This window comes from Micromonospora sp. NPDC048868 (genome assembly GCF_043198195.1).
Classification (GTDB): Bacteria; Actinomycetota; Actinomycetes; order Mycobacteriales; family Micromonosporaceae; genus Micromonospora; species Micromonospora reichwaldensis.
In genome coordinates this window covers 141,070-158,364 of the sequence record NZ_JBICUN010000001.1, presented here as the reverse complement: position 1 = coordinate 158,364, position 17,295 = coordinate 141,070, and the positions used below count along the sequence as shown (strand labels likewise).

The following is a 17,295-nucleotide window of genomic DNA, read 5'->3' as shown; positions in this document are numbered from 1 at the left end:
CTACATGCATCCGAGGGTGACCGGGGTGGCCGGCGGCACCTGCGTGTTCTCCGGCGGGTTCTGGAACCGGGTGATGCCGTTCGGGTTGAACTGGATCGCCACCGGGAAGCCCTGGCTCTCCAGGAGCTGCTTGGCCTGCTGGCAGGGTAGGTCGATGACCCGGGGCACGGCGACCAGCGGCGGGCCCTTGCTGAGTTCCAGCTTGACCTTCGCTCCCCGCTCCACCCCGGTGCCGTCGGCCGGGCTCTGCCCGAGGATCTCGTCCTTGGGCTTGTCGGAGTCCTTGTAGGTGGGCTCCACCAGCTCCAGGCCCAGCTGGGCGAGGATTGTCTTGGCCTCACCCAGGCTCTTGCCGACCAGGTTGGGCACGGAGATCGGGGCCTTGCCCTTGCTGAGGACGACCGTGATCTTGTCGCCCGGCTTCACCTCGGCGCCGACCTTCGGGTTGGTCTCCAACACGACGCCCGCGGGCAGGTTGTCGTCGTAGCGGGCGGTGCCCTTCGCCACCACCAGCTTCGCGTCGAGCAGGTCCGCCTCGGCGAGCTCGAACTCCTTGCCCACCACGTCGGGCACCGGGAAACGCTCCGGCCCCAGCGAGAGGGTCAGCGTGATCGTGCCGCCCTTGACGATCCGGGTGGCCGAGGCCGGGTCCTGCGCCAGGACGGCGTCCTTCGGGACCTTCTCGTCGTAGCGCGGATCGGCGTAGCTGAGGACGACCCCGACGCGGGCGGCCTGCGCCTCCGCCTCGGCCTTGGTCATCGCCACCAGCTGCGGAGCCTCCGTGTAGCGTCCGGCCGCCAGCCACCAGCCGCCGCCGGCGACCAGCAGGACCAGCACCACCGCGGCGGCGATGACGGCCCGGCGGCCGCGCGGGTCGCCCATCACCCGGGTGCGCAGCGCGGACAGCCGCGACCACAGGCCCTCGCCCTCGTCGGGCTCGGCCCGGCGACGGCCCGCCCGAGGGGCGGCGCCCTCGGGCAGCCGGGCCCAGGAGGGCCGCTGGGCCGGCTGGACCGCCGCGACCATCATGGTCGGCCCGGCCATCGGCTCGTCGGACACCCGGCGCAACACGGCGGTACGCGTGTTCGCGTCGCCCAGGTCGTCCCGGACCGCCTGCACCTCGGCCAGCAACGCGCCGGCGTCGGTCGGCCGGGCGCCCGGATCACGCCGGGTGGCCCGGGCGACCAGTTCGTCGAGCGCCCTGGGCAGGCCGGGCACCAGGGTCGACGGCGTCGGGACGTCGTTGTCGACGTGCTGCCAGGCGACGTCGACCGGACGGTCCCCGTCGTAGGGCACCCGGCCGGTGAGCATCTCGAACAGCACGATGCCGGCGGAGTAGACGTCGGTGCGGGGGTCGGCGTGCCCGTCGGTGACCAGCTCCGGGGCCACGTACGCGACCGTGGCCATCAACTGGTTGCCGTTCTCCTCGTCGGCGCTCGCCTCGACCGCCTGGGCCAGCCCGAAGTCGGCGACCTTGACGACGCTGTCGACCAGGTTGGCCGCGCCGCCGGTGGGGGCCTCGGCGACCAGCACGTTCTCCGGCTTCACGTCGCGGTGCACAAGCCCCGCCCGGTGCGCGGCGGCGATCGCGGCGAGCATCTGCTCGGCGATGGCCAGCGCCTCGTCGGGGTTGAGTCGGCGCCGCTCGGCGAGCACGTCGCGCAGGGTGCGACCGCGGACGTACTCCATCACGAGGTAGGGCAGGCCCGAGTGTCTGCCCTGGTCGTAGACGGCGACGACGTTGGGGTGGGTCAGCCGGGCGATGGTCTTCGCCTCGTCGGTGAACCGCTCCACGAAGCCCGCCGTCCGCGCCCCTGGTGCCGGGGCCTGGGACGGATGAATGATCTTGAGTGCGACGGTGCGCTCGAGGCGTTCGTCGGTGGCGGTGTACACGGTCGCCATGCCGCCACGGGCCACGCGACCGCGGATGCGGTAGCGCCCGTCGATCAGCGAGCCCAGCAACGTGTCGGCGACCTGTGTGTCCATCGGCAGGGAGTCTATGTGTCCAGGGGGTGAAGGTTGAACAGGATGCTACAGATGGGGTGCGACCAGGACTGCCCCGCCGCGCTCGCTTCCCCCGTCGGCCCTGCTCAGCCGGCTCGTGGGGGTGCTGTTGACGCCGACCGGGCGGGGCATGGCAGGGTGGTCCGGTGACCGACTCAGTACCCGCCGACCGGGCCGTGCCCGGCCCCGAATCCGCCGGCCCCGCCGACGCCGCCGACTGGCTGACCCTGCCGGACGTGGCCGAGCGCCTCGACGTGTCGATCAGCAAGGTCCACCAGATGATCCGGGACCGGGAGCTGATCGCGGTACGCCGCGACGGCGTCCGCCGGATACCGGCCGACCTGGTGGCCAACCAGACGGTGCTGAAGCACCTGCCCGGCGTGCTCAACCTGCTGGCCGACGGGGGCTACGACGACGAGGGTGCGCTGCGCTGGCTCTACGAGCCGGACGACACCCTGCCGGGCGGCGCCCCCGCGAAGGCGCTCGCCGGCGACCAGGCCCGCGAGGTGAAGCGCCGGGCCCAGGCCCTGGGCTTCTGACCCTGCCCTTGCCCCTCGCCCCCGCGCGGGTGGGCCGGTCAGCGGGTCAGTCGGCGCGGCGGGTGGCGGCGATGGCCAGGTCGACCAGGGCCTGCCGGGCCTCGGTGTCCAGGTCGACGGCGGCCAGCGCCGCCAACGCGGTGTCGGTCAGCACACCGATCCGCTGCTCCGTACGCGCCAGCGCCCCGCTGCCGTCGATCAGCTCGCGCAGCCGGGTGACCCCGGACTCGTCCAGCCCGGGATCGCCGAGCCCGCCGAGCAGCAGTTCCCGGCCCGCCCCGTCGGTCGTCTCCAGGGCTGCCGCCACCAGGTAGGTCCGCTTGCCCTCACGTAGGTCGTCGCCGGCCGGCTTGCCGGTCTGGGCGGGATCGCCGAAGACCCCCAGCACGTCGTCGCGGAGCTGGAACGCCTCGCCCAGCGGCAGCCCGTACGCGGAGTACGCCGCCCGGACCTCCGCCGGCGCGTCGGCCAGCGCGGCGCCGAGCAGCAGCGGCCGTTCGACCGTGTACTTCGCCGACTTGTAGCGGGCGACCTTGCCGGCCCGCTCCACCGAGGTGTCCCCGGTGACCTGGGTCAGCACGTCGAGGTACTGGCCGACGGTGACCTCGGTGCGCATGGCGTCGAAGACCGGCCGGGCCCGGGCCACCGTGCGCGGGTCCAGCCCGGCGGAGTGCAGCAGGGCGTCGGACCAGACCAGGGACAGGTCGCCCAGCAGGATCGCCGCCGAGTCGCCGAAACCGTCCGCGTCGCCGCCCCAGCCGGACGCCCGGTGCCGGGCCGCGAACCGCCGGTGCACCGCCGGCTCGCCGCGCCGGGTGTCGGAGCGGTCCATCAGGTCGTCGTGGATGAGCGCGCTGGCCTGCACGAACTCCAACGCGGCCAGGGCGGTGACCACCTGGTCGGTGTCCACCCCGCCGGCTCCCCGGAACCCCCAGTAGGCGAACGCCGGGCGCAGTCGCTTGCCGCCGCCGAGGACGAACGCCTCGATCGCCTCGGCGAGCGGAGCCAGGGCGTCGTCGACCCCGGCCATCCAGGCGCGCTGGCTCGCCAGGAACTCGGTCAGGGCCTTGTCGATCCGTTGGCGCAGCCCGGCGCGGTCGACGGGGGAAACAGGAGCAGCGTGGGTCACGCCACGACGCTAGCCGGTCGGGGTCGACCCCGTCGCGGCACCGGGGGGCCGACGCGCCGCACGCCACGTGGGAGCCCGCCGGCCGGCCGGCCCAGGTGGCGGCCCCGGACGGGGCAGGTACGGAGCCGCCGAGGCGGCGAGCGCCCGGTAGCGCCGGACGGCCGGCTCGTCGCCGTGCCCGGCCAGCCGTCGGCGTACCTCGGTCAGTTGGCCCAGCGCGCGGGGCGATCCGGCGCGGACCGCGTCGAGCAGCGCCTCGCCGGCCACCGCGCAGGCCCGCTCCACCTCGCCGAGTTGCAGGTAGCCCCGGGCCAGCCAGCCGCCGTAGATCGCGGAGGTGCGGGGGCCGCGCCGCCGGACGGCGTGCAGGGGCGCCTCGGCCGGGAGCGGTCGGCCCAGAGCGACCAGCGCGCGCCCGGTCATCGCCGCCAACTCCGGCCCGTCGAGCCAGTAGAGCCACGGCGGCTCCCGGCCCGGCTCCGGCGCGTCGGTCACCCGGCGGGCCGCGTCGAGCGCCTGCCGGGCCGCCCCCGCCCGGCCGCCGAGCGCCGCGGCCAGGGCCACCCGGTGCAGCAGCAGGGCACGCAGGCCGGGGCTGGCCGACCGCCGTGCCCCCGCGTACGCGGTGCGGGCCAGCACCAGCGCGCCCTCCGGGTCGCCGACGCCGGTGAGCAGGTGGCTGGCCGAGCCGAGCACGTGCCCGGCGAGCGACGGGTCGCCGGCCGTCGCGGCGGCGCGCAGTGCCAGCCGGTACGCGTCCAGGGCGCCGGCGGCGTCCCCCGCGTCCGCGGCGAGCCAGCCGGCGAGCTGGGCGGACTCGGCCAGCTCGGGCAGCAGCCGGGGGCGTGCGGAGGGGACGCACCCGGACAGCGCCCGCACCGCCCGCCCCAGCCGGTACGCCCCGAGCCCGGCCAGGTCGGCCCCGCCGACGAGGTCGTCGAGCCGGCGCAGCTCCGCCAGCCGTACCGGCCCCGCGCCGTCGCCCCGGACGGCGGGCCGGGTGGGCGTGCCGGGCAGCAGCACGGCGCGCGGGTCGGCGAGCCAGCGCTGGGCCAGGGCGAGCAGCGCCGCCCGGGGCCGGGACCCGCCGAAGGCCGGCGGCGGACCGAGGCTGCGGGTGCGGGCGGCGGCGGTGGTCAGCAGGTCGGCCGGCACCGCGAGGACCACGGCGAGCCAGCCCAGCCAGAAGTCGCCGGGGAGGCGCAGCTGCCGCTCCCACCGGGAGACCTCGTGCCGGCTGAGGGTGGGCACACCGGACGCGGCGCAGAGCTCGGCCGCGACCCGTAGCTGGCTCCAGCCCCGGGCCAGCCGGAGTTGGGCGAGCAACGGCCCGAGCAGTTGCGGGCCGGGCGGCGGGGGCGGCGTCATCGGTCCTCCGGGACGGTGTCGGCGTGGCGGCGGCGCGTACCCCGAACGGGACCGTGCGCCACCGGTGGATGCTGACCCCCGCGCGTGCCCCCGGCGGGTCGGCCTCCGGCCGGGCCCACCCCGCGCAACCCCATGACTACTCCGGGGGTACGACGCTTTCCGGCCCCCGGCGGGGCCGGCGGTCGTGCGGTCCTCGTCCACCAGTGTGGGAAGGTCTCGGCCCGGAGGGCCCGGCCCGCTAGAGTCGGGGCGTGGCGCTCGGTCTTCCATCGGTCTTCCCCAATCCGCAGCCGGCGATCGGGGAGCTCATCCGTGACCGCCAGCCGACCTTCTCCTTCGAGTTCTTCCCGCCCAAGACCCCGCAGGGCGAGCGGCTGCTGTGGCAGGCGATCCGCGAGCTGGAGTCGCTGCGCCCGTCGTTCGTCTCGATCACCTACGGCGCGGGCGGGTCGACCCGCGACACCACCGTCGCGGTCACCGAGCGGATCGCCACCGAGACCACCCTGCTGCCGATGGCCCACCTGACCGCGGTCAACCACTCCGTGGCCGAGCTGCGCCACGTCATCGGCCGGCTCGCCGGCGTCGGGGTGCGCAACGTGCTCGCCGTGCGGGGCGACCCGCCGGGCGACCCGGGCGGCGACTGGGTGCGCCACCCCGAGGGCGTGCTCTACGCCGAGGACCTGGTCCGCCTGGTGCGCGACGCCGGCGACTTCAGCGTCGGGGTGGCGGCCTTCCCCTTCAAGCACCCGCGGTCACCCGACGTCGACAGCGACACCGAGCACTTCGTGCGCAAGTGCCGGGCCGGCGCCGACTTCGCGATCACCCAGATGTTCTTCGACGCCGACGACTATCTGCGGCTGCGCGACCGGGTCGCCGCCAGCGGCTGCGACACCCCGATCCTGGCCGGCGTGATGCCGGTGACCCAGATCGGCACCATCGAGCGCTCCACGCAGCTCTCGGGGGCGCCCTTCCCGCCGGCCCTGGCCGAGCGGTTCGCGAAGGTCGCCGACGACCCGGAGGCGGTGCGCCGGCTCGGCGTCGAGCAGGCCAGCGAGATGTGCCGGCGGCTGCTCGACGAGGGCGTGCCGGGAATCCACTTCATCACCCTCAACCGCTCCACCGCCACCCGCGAGGTGTGGCAGAACCTCCAGGTCGACGCGCGGGTGTGACCCCGGTGCCGCGACACCTGAGCGGCGGTGCGACGGTTGTTCCGTGGTGGGCACACAGCTGAACTGGGACGAGTACGCCACGGCCTGGGCACGGCTGCACGGGGGCTTCGACCCCCGGGCGGCGGCCCCCGTCGTCCGCGCCTGGCTGCGGTTCGCCTACCACGTCGGGTTCGTGCTGGGCCGGCTGCGGGTCGGCCCGACCCCGGTCACCGTGGTCGGCGTGCTGCTCTGCGCCTGCGTGCCGCTGTTCGCCGTACGGCCGCAGGACGGCCCCTTCCTCGCGGCGCTGTTCGTGCTGCTCGCCGCGGTGGCGGACAGCGTCGACGGCGCGGTGGCGGTGGCCACGAACCGGACCACCCGGCTCGGCTACGTCTACGACTCGCTGGCCGACCGGCTCGGCGAGGTCGCCTGGCTGGCCGCGTTCTGGCTGGTCGGCGCGCCGGGGGCGCTCGTGGTGACCGCCGGCGCGCTCTCCTGGCTGCACGAGTACGTCCGCGCCCGGGCGGTCTCCGCCGGCATGCGGGAACTCGGCGCGGTGACCGTGGGGGAGCGCCCCACCCGGGTCTCGGTGGCCCTGGTGGGGCTGCTGCTGGCCGGGCTGACCGGGCTGATCGAGCCGGACCTGGCGGCGGGCACGATCACCATGGCGACCGCCGTCTGGGTGCTGTTGGCCGGGTTCGGCCTCGGCCAGCTGCTCTCCGCCGTCCGCCGCGCCCTGATCGACGCCGGCTGACCGCGCACCGGCCCGTCCGGACGGCCTCTGACCGGGGTGCCGTGGTGTGAGGAAGGGGCCCTTCCGCTACCTCAGGCGTTGACAAGGTGCCCTTCCTTACACCCGAAGGTGCTACCAGGCGGGGCCGATGTCGTCGGCGACGATCTGGGCGGAGAGGGTCACCATCGGCAGGCCACCGCCCGGGTGGCTGGAGCCGCCGACCAGCCACAGCCCGTGCGCCGGCCCCCGGTTGGCCGGGCGCAGCAGGCCGCCGGCGGTGCCGTAGATCGATCCGCCGGGCGCGCCGGTCGCGTCGTCCAGGTCGGCCGGGGTGCGGACCTCCCGGAACACCAGCCGGTCCCGCACGTCGACGCCGCGCTCGGCCAGCACGTCGAGGACCCGGTCGGCGTACGCCTCGGCGAGGCCGGGCCGGCGCCAGTCGACGGCACCGGTGGCGGTGCCGTGCCGGGGTGCGTTGACCAGCACGAACCACGCCTCGTGGCCGGCCGGCCGGACCACCGGGTCGTCGGCCACGGTGACGAAGACGGTGGGATCCGCCGCCGGCCGGGCCCGCACGCCGCGCCCCGGGTGGCCGAAGACCGCGTCGAACTCGGCGTCGTAGTCGCCGGGGAAGAACACGTTGTGGTGGGCCAGCCCGGAGTCCCCGGTCAGGCCGAGCAGCAGCACGAAACCGGCCAGGCTGCGGTCGGTCAGCCCGGCCAGCCGGCGCGGGCTGGGCAGCAGGTCCCGGTAGAGGGTGAGCGCGTCGACGTTGGCCACCACCACGTCGGCGGGGACCGGGGCGGTGACGCCGCGCAGGCGTACGCCGTGCACCCGCCCGCCCGCGGCGTCGATCCGGGTGACCGTGGCGCCGGTCCGCACGACCACGCCGAGGTCCAGGCAGCGGGTCAGCAGCGCGTCGGCGAGCGTGCCCAGCCCGCCGCGCAGGTACCAGCCGCCGAAGGTCAGCTCGGCGTAGGGCACGGCGACCAGCGCGGCCGGCGCCCGGCGCGGGTCGGCGCCCGTGTAGGTGGCGTACCGGTCCAGCAGCATCCGCAGCCGGGGATCGGACAGGTGTCGCCGGCCCAGCCCGCGCAGCGTCCGGCCCGGGCCGATGGCGGCCAGGTCGCCCAGCCGCCAGGCCAGCGCGGCCAGGTCCAGCGGGGAGTCGATCGGGCGGCGCAGGATGTCCCGGTGCGAGGCCTGCCACACCCGCGCGGCCCGGCGCCACAGCCGCTGCCAGTCCGCGGCGGCCCGGTCGCCGAAGGCCGCGCCGATCCGGGCGGCGAACTCGGCCGGGTCCGCGCACGAGTCGAGGGCCGGGCCGCCGCCGGGGAAGACGTGCCGCACGATCGGGTCCACCGGCGCCAGGTCCAGGTACTCGTCGAGCTTCGCGCCGGTCGCCTCGAACAGGTCGTGGAAGACGTCGGGCAGGGTGAGCAGGCTCGGCCCGGTGTCGAAGTGGAACGCGCCCGCCGGCGTGTCGCGGACGTACCGGCCGAGCTTGCCACCGACGGTGCCCGCGCGTTCGAGCACGGTGACCTGGTGCCCGGTGGCGGCCAGCCGGGCGGCGGTGGCCAGCCCTCCCACTCCGGCGCCGACGACCACGATCCGCGCCATGCCGCGCCTCCCTAGGTGACGGGGCGGCCGCGCCAGGACAGGCGACGCCGCTTCCGCAGATGGTACGACCGCAGGGTCAGCCAACCGAGGACCACGACCGACACGGGGTGTGCCAGCGCGTCGGGCCACCACCGGCCCCCGGTCGCCCGGGCGCTGACCGCCCGCCCGGTGACCCCGAGCAGGTAGGCGGCGAGCGCCGCGGCGGCCACCGTCGGCGCGCCGGCGGCCAGGGCGACGACCGCCAGCAGCGGGGGAGCGGTGTAGAGCAGGAGCAGCAGGGCCACCACGGCGGCCGCCGCGCCCGGGTTGCCGAAGGTCGCCCAGAGCGACTTCGAGTACCCGTCGCGCAGCTGCGGCCAGTCCTCGTACATCCGGCAGGCGGCCAGCCGCGAGCCGTCGGCGAGGGCGATCCGGCCGCCGGCCCGCTTGACCGCGCGGGCCAGCTCGACGTCCTCCAGGATCTGCCCGGCCACCACGGCGTGCCCGCCGGCGGCCTCGTAGCCGGCCCGGTCCACCACCAGGAACTGCCCGCCGGCGGCGGCCAGCGACGGCCGCCGCGAGCGCTCCATCGCCCGCAGCGGCAGGAAGGTGAGCCACAGCCACTGCAACAGCGGCTGGACCAGCCGGTCGGCCACCGTCGCCACCAGGATCCGGGGGTACGGCGACAGCAGCGTCACCCGCGCGGCGCGCAGCTCGGTGACGGCCGCCGCGACCGCGTCCGGGGCGAGCACCACGTCGGCGTCGACGAAGACCAGCGCGGTCGCCGCGGGGTCGGCCCGGGTGGCCAGCTGCCAGCAGGCGTGCGGCTTGCCCAGCCAGTCCGGCGGCGGGGCGACCCCGTCGAGCAGGGTGACCCGGGGGTCGTCGCCCGCCACCGCGCGGACCACGTCCGCGGTGCCGTCGGTCGACCCGTCGTCGAGCACCACCACGCGCAGCCGCGGCACGCCCCGCTGGGCGAGCAGCGCGCGCAGGCACGGGGTGACCCGCGCGGCCTCGTCGCGCAGCGGCAGCAGCACCGCCACCGGCTCGGTGACCGGCGCCGGCCGTTCGGCCGGGCGGCGCAGCCAGCGGCCGGCGTTGAGCAGGGTGTGCGCGGTCAGCGCGGCGACGCCGAGCAGCAGCGCGAGGACGGCGGTCATGCCGTCGCGTCGACGCCGGGGCGCTGCGGCTGACGGGGCCCGTGCCGGTCGTCGCGGCGGGAGCGGACCAGCGTGACCGCCAGCGGCACGGCGGCCACCGACATGCCGACCGCGCCCCACAGGGCCGAGGCGGGCAGGTCGAGGAAGACCGCGTGGGCCAGCACGCTGGAGAAGTACGTCCACAGCCAGAGCGCGAACATCGGGCCGTCCCGCCCGTCGGTGGTGGCCACGGCGGGCCCGGCCAGCGGGCGCAGCGCGCTCATCATCAGCACGGCAAAGAGCAGCCAGCCCAGGTAGTTGCTCACCGGGATGCCGGGCAGGCCGGGCAGTGCGGGGGTGGCGTCCCGCCAGACCCAGTAGCCCTCGGCCACCATCTGCGGGTCGAGGAAGAGGTCCCAGGCGGCCAGCCCGACGGCGGCCAGCGCGATCCGCCGGACGGGGAACCGCCAGCCCCGGCGCCCCGGCCCGTCCCCGGCGCTCGGCCCGTCCCCGGCGCTCGGCCCGTCCCCGGCGCTCGGCCTGGCACCGGCGTCGCCGCCGGTCAGCCGGGTGGCGGCCAGCCAGGCCGGCCAGGCCATCCAGGTCCAGGCCAGCGGGATGATCAGCGGCACCCCGGCCAGCTTCGGCCCCAGCTCGCCGGAGTAGTCGTAGCTGCCGAACGGGAAGCCGGTGGCCACGCCGAGCGCCTCGATGGCGAACCCGCCGACCGTGGCCACCGCGACCAGCGCCGCCGCCGTACGCGGGCCCCGGCTGAGCAGCGCGTGGCCGACCGAGAGCAGGTAGCCGAGCACGACGGTGGCGACGGTCAGCCGGGCCCGGGTCTCCCCGGTGGTCAGCGGGTAGCAGATCTGCGCCAGCACCAGCACGGCCAGCAGCGCCCAGGACAGCCGTCGGGTCATGGCACGGGCCGGCCGGGCGGGGTGGGTGTCGGGGGCTCCAGCGGCAGGTCCCGGCCGAGCACGCCGAACGGGCGCTCGTCGCCGGGGAAGTGGAAGTCGCGCAGGACGTCGGCGAAGCCGAACCGGCGGTACAGCCGCCAGGCCCGGGACCGCTGTTCGTCGGCCTCGGGGGTGGAGAGCAGCGTGGTCGTCCCCTCCGCCAGGCTGAGCAGGGCCCGCAGCTGCCGCGCGCCCAGGCCGTGCCCCTGCGCGGGCGGGCGGACGTGCAGCTCCACCACCTCGAAGCAGTGGGTCAGCCAGCGCTGCCGGGTCGCGGCGTCCAGTGCCCGCCAGACCTGGTCGTGCCACCACTGCCCGGAGCCGCCCAGGTAGCCGTAGCCGAAGCCGGCCAGGTGGCCCTCGCTGGTCAGGCTGGCGACGGCGCGGAAGCCGGGCCGGCGTACGTGGGTGGCGATGTAGCCGCGTCGGGACTCCAGCAGCTCAGGGCGGTAGCCCATCGCCTCGCCGTAGACGGCCACCACGTCGTCCAGCCGTCGGACGAGATCGTCCGGCGTCCACCGCACCAACCTCATGCCCGTACACCCTCCGCCGCTCCCGGGTCGCCGTCCGCGACCCACCCCAGCACCGCCCGGTCACCCACCACGTCGCGCACCTCGAACCGCGCGAAGAGCTCCTCCGCGTACCACCCCGCGGTGGGGGTCCGCATGATCGCCGCCCGGTGCTCCGGGTGACGGTACGCGAACGCCACGAGGTCCGCCGGGGCGCGCCACACGCTCACCGTGCCCTGCCAGCCCAGCGGGGCCTCGCCGACGCCGAAGCGGGCCAGCAGGCCGGGCGCGGCGTGCAACGCGGCGGCCACCGGTGGGATCGCCCGCCAGAAGGTGGCCGCCCGACGGGGCCGCAGCCGGGCCCGGGTCAGCGCCAGCACCGGGCCGGTGACCCGGCCGCCGGGCGGCTCCCCGAACGGCCGGCGCCCCGACCACTCGCCCCGGCTGCTCAGCGGGCGCAGGTCGACCCGGACGGACGCGCGGGCGATCCGCGCCCAGGCGCGCCCCACCGGCGAGCCGTCGAAGCCGGCCGCGGCGGCGGGGGAGTCCCACACGGTCAGCGCCGCCCACCGGGTGAGGTCGGCGTCGCCCGGCCCGAAGCCGGTGCCGGTCCCGGTGCCGAGCAGCTTGCCGAACCGCACGCCGGGCACGGCCCGCAGCCGGCGGGGGTCGAGCGCCATCCGGGTCAACGCCCGGGGCAGCGCGGCGCGGGAGGTGCGCCACACGTGCAGGGTGACCAGCTCCGGGACGTCGGCCCCCACGCTCCGCTCGCTGCTGAGCCCCATGGTTTGCTCGCTCCGCTCGCTCACGCCACCGCCTCGCTCCGCTCCACGGCGGCGCGAGGCGCCACGCTGCTGAGCCCCATGGTTCGCTCGCTCCGCTCGCTCACGCCACCCCGGTCGGGACGCCGCCGGTGACCCGCAGCAGCTCCGGGTACGTGGTGGGGAAGACCGCCTGCGGCACGCCGCCGGCCGCCCAGATCTCGTCGTACGACTCCAGGGCGGTGTCCACCAGGGTGCGCAACGGGCGCGGGTGGCCGACCGGGGCGACCCCGCCGATCACCTGCCCGGTGTGCGCGCGGACGAACTCCGGGGTGGCCCGGCGCAGCCGGCCGACCCCGATGGACGCGGCCAGGCCGGCGGTGTCCACCCGGTGCGCGCCGGAGGTGAGCACCAGCAGCGGCGCGCCGTCCGCCTCGAAGACGAGCGAGTTGGCGATCTGCCCGACCGCGACGCCGAGCGACTCGGCGGCGGCAGCGGCGGTGTGGACCGCGTCGGGCAGCAGGCGGACGAGGCTCGGCGCGCCGGATCCGTCCCGGGCGCCCGCGGCGTCGAGCACGTCCTGCACCGCCCGCACGTTCGGGTGTGGCTGCATGTCGACCATTCTTCCCGGTACGCCGGTCGGCGGCTCAGCCGGCCGTGCCGGACCTCGGCCGGGCGGGGCGGGACGCCGTCCGGTCGGCTCCGGTCGGGACGGTGGCGGCGTCCGGGGCGGGCGGCACGGTGCCCTGGGCGGGCGGCCCTGTGTCCGGGGTGGGTGGCCCTGTGTCCGGGGTGGGCGGCGCGGTGGCCCGGGCCGGGGCGACCCGGGCCGTCTCGGCCAGCGCGACGCCCACCAGCACCAGGAGCCCGCCGGTGAGCTGGGCGGTGTTGAGCGCCTCACCGGGGCCGATCACGACCCAGGCGACCGCCGAGGCGAGCACCGGCTCGGCCATGCCGATGATCCCGACGCTGGTCGCGGGGAGGTGCCGCATCGCCCCGGCCACCAGCAGGTACGGCGCGATCGAGCCGAGCACCACCGTGTACGCGCAGAGCAGCGCCACGGGCACGCCCCCCTCGGTGTCGGCGGCCAGCGGCTCCCAGCCGCCGGTGCCAGCGGTGACCGCGCGGGTGAGCAGGCCCGCCACGGCGGAGGCGCCGAACGCCCAGGTGCACAGCGACAACGTGTCCCGGCGCGCCGTTCCGTGTGCGCCGAGCACGTAGTAGGCGGCGAGGAAGACCGCGGCCCCGAGACCGGCGAGCACGCCGAGGCCGTCCAGCTTCAGTTCGCCCCACACCTCGGCCACGCAGCCGAGGCCGACCAGGCTCAACGCCAGACCGGCCCAGAGCCGCGGGCGCACCCGGTGGCGCTGACCGAACCGGGCCCAGAGGGCGACCAGCAGCGGGGCGGTGTACTCGAACAGCAGCCCGATCCCGACCGGCAGCCGGGAGATGGCGACGAAGTAGAGCATCGGTACGGCGAAGAACCCGGCCAGCCCGTACCCGATCAGCAGCGGCAGCTGGCCGGGGGTGGCCCGGAGCCGGCGGGCCCCCGGACGCAGCAGCAGGCTCAGCACCAGCAGCCCGGTGACGGCACCGACGGCGCGCAGCAGGGTGAGCTGCGGGGCGTCCAGGCCGGCGCGGAGCACCAGCTTGGAGACGGTGCCGTTGACGGCGAAGAGCCCGGCCGAGGTGAGCACCATGGCGACCCCGAGGACGGGGCGGGGGGTGGTCACGGGCGGAGGCTACCGCCGCGGCCCTCTCCGCCGCCGACCGCGGTGGCGTACGCCCGGAGCCGGCACCTGCGTACGTCGTCCGAGGTCCGCGCGTCACACGTTGCATTTTCGTCGGAGGGAGGGTGTACTGTCAGCAGCAGTTAGAACGAGTGTTCGATTGCCTCGAACGCCCGTTCCAACCATCCGGGGCGGTGTTTCGCGGCGCGGCTCCGGGCGGTGCGGCTCCGCGGGCCGCACCTGGGTCCCGGGCAGTCGCGAGTCCGGGCCCGTCAGGCAGGAGCGTCGCCCGCCGCCCACGACCCCCGGGCGGCGGGCGACGAACCCGCCGGTAACGCCGGCCGGGTGTGGTGTGGGGAAGCGTCCACACCCGGCCGGCCACCCCACCGGTGCGTCTTCCTCCGCACCACTCGACCCGGCGTCCCGCCGGCGGCCCAGGGCCGTCTCCGGTGCGTCGCCTCGGCCACGTGGAGGAGACAGTCCCATGCCGACCAACCCGGCTCAGGCACCGACGGTGCCGGCGCACGTGCTGCCGCACCGCACCCCCGCCCAGCTTCTCGCGGTGGCCCGGCGCGGGCTGGCCGAGGCCGCCCAGACCCGTCCCGACGGCCTCCGCTACGCCGCCGCCCACCTGGCCGCGCTCCGCGCGGCCGCGGCCGTGCTCGCCGCCCGGGCGCGTCCCGCCCCCACCCGGCGCCACCGGGTGACCAGCGTCTGGATCCTGCTCTCCGGTGTCGCCCCCGAGCTCGACGAGTGGGCCCGGTTCTTCGCACTCGGCGCCGGCAAGCGGGCCGCCGCCGAGGCCGGCATCCCACGGGTCGTGACCGCCCGGGAGGCCGACGACCTGCTGCGCTCCGCCGAGCAGTTCGTCACGGTCGTGGAGGCCGCGCTCGGCGTGGCCCACCAACCGGCACTCGACGGCCTCGCGGCCTGACCCGGGCACCCGGCCAGCCGGCGACGACCGGGGCCCGGCGCGGCACGCGCACGTCTGATCCGACAGCACGACGGGGGGTAGGTCCGATGGCGGGCCGGATGGTGGTCGGTTCCGCCGCACTGGCCGCTCTGGTGCGCCCGGCGAGCGCGCCGGACCCGGCGACCGGTCACCGACTGTTGCCGGTGGCCCCCGAGTTGACCGGGCTGCTGCCCAACCGGGGATTGCGACGGGGCAGCACGATCGCGGTCGCCACCGGCCAGCCCCGGCGCAGCGGCGGCACCTCGCTGGTCCTGGCGTTGCTCGCCGAGGCGTCCCGGGCCGGCTCGTGGTGCGCCGTGGTCGGGGTACCGACGTTCGGGGCGGGCGCCGCCGCCGAGTTGGGCATCGCCCTGGACCGGCTCGCCCTGGTGCCCCACCCGGGCCCGGAATGGGCCACCGTCATCGCCGCGCTGATCGACGGGGTGGACGTCGTGGTCGCCGCCGTGCCGACGACGGTCTCCGCCTCGGTCGCCAACCGGCTGGCCGCCCGGGCCCGGCAGCGCGGCAGCGTCCTCGTCCCGTACGGGCGGTGGGACGGCGCGGACGTGACCCTCCAGGTGGTCAGGGGCGCCTGGGAGGGGCTCGGGCAGGGGCGGGGCCGGCTGCGTCGCCGCGAGGTCACCGTCTCCGCGCGGGGCCGCGGGGCCGCCGCCCGCCCCAAGGAGGTCAAGGTCTGGCTGCCCGGGGACGGGCTCACCCGGGTCATTCCCCGCTCCGCTCCCGCCACCGCCGTCTCCGCCACCGGCCGGTCGACGGCCGGCCGGCTCCACCAGGTCGGCCCGGCCGTCGCCTCCGGGCCCACCGCCCCGTCCCGTCGCGCCGCGCTCACCCTGGTCGGTCCGACGTGACCGCCGCGCCCGTGCGGACCCTGCTGCTCTGGTGCCCGGACTGGCCGGTGCTCGCCGCGGAGATCGTCGACGGAGTGCCGGCCACCGACGCGGTCGCCGTGCTGCACGCCAACCGGGTGGTCGCCTGCTCCGAGCGGGCCCGCGCCGAAGGGGTGCGCCGAGGGCTGCGCAAACGGGAGGCCCAGGGCCGATGCCCCCAGCTCACCGCCGTCGAGTACGACCCCGGACGGGACGCCCGGGCGTTCGAACCGGTGGTCGCCGCCGTCGAGGAACTGGTCGCCGGCGTCGAGGTGGTACGCCCCGGCGCGTGCGCGGTGGCGGCCCGGGGGCCGAGCCGCTACCTCGGGGGTGAGGAGGCGGCCGCCGAGCGGATCGTCGAGCACGTCGCCCAGGCCTGCGCGGTGGAGAGCCAGGTCGGCATCGCCGACGGGGTCTTCGCCGCCGGGCTGGCCGCCCGCGACGGACGGGTCGTTCCGCCCGGCGAGACACCGGGGTTCCTCGCCGGCCTGCCGGTGGAGGCGCTCGGCCGCCCGGCCCTGGCCGACCTGCTGCGCCGGCTCGGCGTACGCACCCTGGGCGACTTCGCCGCGCTGCCCGCCGGCGACGTGCTGGCCCGGTTCGGCTTCGACGGTGCGTTGGCCCACCGGCTGGCGGCCGGGCGGGACCACCGTCCGCTCGCGGTCCGGCAACCCCCGGTCGACCTCGCGGTCACCGCCGATCACGACGAGCCGCTCGACCGGGTCGACGCGGCGGCCTTCGCCGCCCGGGCACTGGCCGAACGGCTGCACGACCGGCTCGCCGCGCACGGGCTGGCCTGCACCCGTCTCGGCATCGAGGCGGTCACCGCGCACGGCCAGGAACTGCACCGGGTCTGGCGGCACGACGGGCTGCTCACCGCCGCGGCCATCGCCGACCGGGTGCGCTGGCAGCTCGACGGCTGGCTGTCCGGCAGCACCGGCCGGGCCGGTACCCGCCCGACCCGCCCGACGGCGGGCATCATCCGGCTGCGGCTGGTCCCGGACGGGGTGGTCGCGCAGGCCGGCCTGCAACCCGGCCTGTGGGGGGAGACCGGCGAGGAGCGGGAGCGGGCGCACCGGGCGTTGAGCCGGGTGCAGGGCATCCTCGGCCCCGAGGCGGTCGTCACCGCGGTGCTCGGCGGCGGGCGCTCGCCGGCCGACCAGGTGCGCCTGGTGCCGTGGGGCGACGAACGCCTTCCGGCCCGGCCCGTCCCGCCGCCGTGGCCGGGCCGCCTGCCGCCACCAGCGCCGGCCGTGGTGCTGCCCGACCCGCTCGCCGCGGTCGTGCACGACGCCGCCGGTGAACCGGTCGAGGTCAGCGCGCGGCTCCAGGTCAGCGCCGAGCCGGCCCGGCTGACCGTGGGCGCCGCCCGGCCGGTCGAGATCGTCGGCTGGGCCGGTCCCTGGCCGGTCGACGAGCGTTGGTGGGCGCCGGCCGAGGCCCGCCGCCGAGCCCGGTTCCAGGTCTGCCTCGCCGACGGTACGGCCCTGCTGCTCGCCGTCGAGGCCGGGCGGTGGCTGGTGGAGGCGATCTATGACTGAGCGCCCGCCCGCGGTCCTCGACAGGCCCCCGCCCCGCCCCCGCCGCCCCGCTCGCCCCGACGCCCTGCCGGCGGGTCGGCTCGGCCGGCGTGAGGCTTCGCCGGCTGCCCCGCTGACGCTGTCGAGTTGCCCCGTTGACGGGACCGCCGGACGCAGGCTCTCGGATCTTGGTGAGTTTCGGCCCCTCCAGGGGCTCAAACTCACCAAGATCTCTCCGGCTGCCCGCCCGGAGGGGCTCTGATGAGCTTCCATAACCCGAAGCTGCCCTGGTCGGAGTTGGAGCGTGTGCTCTCCGGT

Annotated in this window: 16 protein-coding genes; 6 read left to right on the top strand and 10 right to left on the bottom strand. The window is 76.8% G+C overall.

Going from position 1 to position 17,295, the window contains the following annotated elements; all coding sequences use genetic code 11:
- Window positions 1-1,986: a Stk1 family PASTA domain-containing Ser/Thr kinase gene (pknB, locus tag ACGFNF_RS00735; RefSeq protein WP_357580214.1), complete on the bottom strand. Its 1,986-nt coding sequence runs from the start codon at window positions 1,984-1,986 to the stop codon at window positions 1-3.
- 164 nt (window positions 1,987-2,150) lie between these two features.
- Between pknB and ACGFNF_RS00730 the strand changes: the two genes are divergently transcribed.
- Window positions 2,151-2,543, top strand: coding sequence for an Rv2175c family DNA-binding protein (locus ACGFNF_RS00730; protein WP_393164883.1), 393 nt, complete (start codon window positions 2,151-2,153; stop codon window positions 2,541-2,543).
- Window positions 2,544-2,589: 46 nt separating this feature from the next.
- On the opposite strand, the gene ACGFNF_RS00725 is transcribed toward ACGFNF_RS00730, so the two are convergent.
- Together ACGFNF_RS00725 and ACGFNF_RS00720 are read right to left on the bottom strand one after the other, a co-directional pair.
- On the bottom strand, window positions 2,590-3,672 hold the full coding sequence (locus ACGFNF_RS00725; RefSeq protein WP_357580215.1) for a polyprenyl synthetase family protein: 1,083 nt from the start codon (window positions 3,670-3,672) through the stop codon (window positions 2,590-2,592).
- 9 nt (window positions 3,673-3,681) lie between these two features.
- Window positions 3,682-5,040, bottom strand: a complete 1,359-nt coding sequence (locus tag ACGFNF_RS00720; RefSeq protein WP_393164881.1) for a transcriptional regulator — start codon at window positions 5,038-5,040, stop codon at window positions 3,682-3,684.
- Window positions 5,041-5,291: 251 nt separating this feature from the next.
- On the opposite strand from ACGFNF_RS00720, the gene metF reads away from it, so the two are divergent.
- Entirely contained in the window at window positions 5,292-6,209 is a 918-nt protein-coding gene (gene metF, locus ACGFNF_RS00715) for a methylenetetrahydrofolate reductase [NAD(P)H] (RefSeq protein WP_393164879.1), read from the top strand.
- 43 nt (window positions 6,210-6,252) lie between these two features.
- Complete coding sequence (locus tag ACGFNF_RS00710; protein ID WP_393164877.1) at window positions 6,253-6,942, top strand: CDP-alcohol phosphatidyltransferase family protein; 690 nt, start codon at window positions 6,253-6,255, stop codon at window positions 6,940-6,942.
- A 111-nt stretch (window positions 6,943-7,053) separates the two neighbouring features.
- On the opposite strand, the gene ACGFNF_RS00705 is transcribed toward ACGFNF_RS00710, so the two are convergent.
- From ACGFNF_RS00705 to ACGFNF_RS00675, 7 genes are all read right to left on the bottom strand, one after another.
- Window positions 7,054-8,541, bottom strand: coding sequence for a phytoene desaturase family protein (locus tag ACGFNF_RS00705; protein ID WP_393164875.1), 1,488 nt, complete (start codon window positions 8,539-8,541; stop codon window positions 7,054-7,056).
- Window positions 8,542-8,552: 11 nt separating this feature from the next.
- Window positions 8,553-9,680, bottom strand: coding sequence for a glycosyltransferase (locus ACGFNF_RS00700; RefSeq protein WP_393164873.1), 1,128 nt, complete (start codon window positions 9,678-9,680; stop codon window positions 8,553-8,555).
- On the bottom strand, window positions 9,677-10,579 hold the full coding sequence (locus tag ACGFNF_RS00695; RefSeq protein ID WP_393164871.1) for a carotenoid biosynthesis protein: 903 nt from the start codon (window positions 10,577-10,579) through the stop codon (window positions 9,677-9,679). The genes ACGFNF_RS00700 and ACGFNF_RS00695 overlap by 4 nt, the downstream gene beginning before the upstream one ends.
- On the bottom strand, window positions 10,576-11,151 hold the full coding sequence (locus ACGFNF_RS00690) for a GNAT family N-acetyltransferase (RefSeq protein ID WP_393164869.1): 576 nt from the start codon (window positions 11,149-11,151) through the stop codon (window positions 10,576-10,578). Before ACGFNF_RS00690 ends, ACGFNF_RS00695 begins: the two co-directional genes overlap by 4 nt.
- Window positions 11,148-11,912, bottom strand: coding sequence for a monooxygenase (locus ACGFNF_RS00685; RefSeq protein ID WP_393165318.1), 765 nt, complete (start codon window positions 11,910-11,912; stop codon window positions 11,148-11,150). Before ACGFNF_RS00685 ends, ACGFNF_RS00690 begins: the two co-directional genes overlap by 4 nt.
- A gap of 100 nt (window positions 11,913-12,012) precedes the next feature.
- A complete protein-coding gene (locus ACGFNF_RS00680) occupies window positions 12,013-12,501 on the bottom strand; it encodes a YbaK/EbsC family protein (RefSeq protein ID WP_311411600.1) in 489 nt (162 codons plus the stop codon).
- Window positions 12,502-12,535: 34 nt separating this feature from the next.
- Entirely contained in the window at window positions 12,536-13,621 is a 1,086-nt protein-coding gene (locus ACGFNF_RS00675; protein ID WP_393164867.1) for a DMT family transporter, read from the bottom strand.
- 481 nt (window positions 13,622-14,102) lie between these two features.
- On the opposite strand from ACGFNF_RS00675, the gene ACGFNF_RS00670 reads away from it, so the two are divergent.
- The 3 genes from ACGFNF_RS00670 to ACGFNF_RS00660 all read left to right on the top strand — a co-directional run bounded on the left by ACGFNF_RS00670 (window position 14,103) and on the right by ACGFNF_RS00660 (window position 16,998).
- A complete protein-coding gene (locus tag ACGFNF_RS00670) occupies window positions 14,103-14,552 on the top strand; it encodes an SAV_6107 family HEPN domain-containing protein (protein WP_132236251.1) in 450 nt (149 codons plus the stop codon).
- 86 nt (window positions 14,553-14,638) lie between these two features.
- Window positions 14,639-15,439, top strand: coding sequence for a hypothetical protein (locus ACGFNF_RS00665; protein WP_393164865.1), 801 nt, complete (start codon window positions 14,639-14,641; stop codon window positions 15,437-15,439).
- Window positions 15,436-16,998 (top strand): DNA polymerase Y family protein, encoded by a 1,563-nt coding sequence (locus tag ACGFNF_RS00660; RefSeq protein ID WP_393164863.1) that lies wholly within the window; start codon window positions 15,436-15,438, stop codon window positions 16,996-16,998. Before ACGFNF_RS00665 ends, ACGFNF_RS00660 begins: the two co-directional genes overlap by 4 nt.
- The last annotated feature ends 297 nt before the right edge of the window (window positions 16,999-17,295 follow it).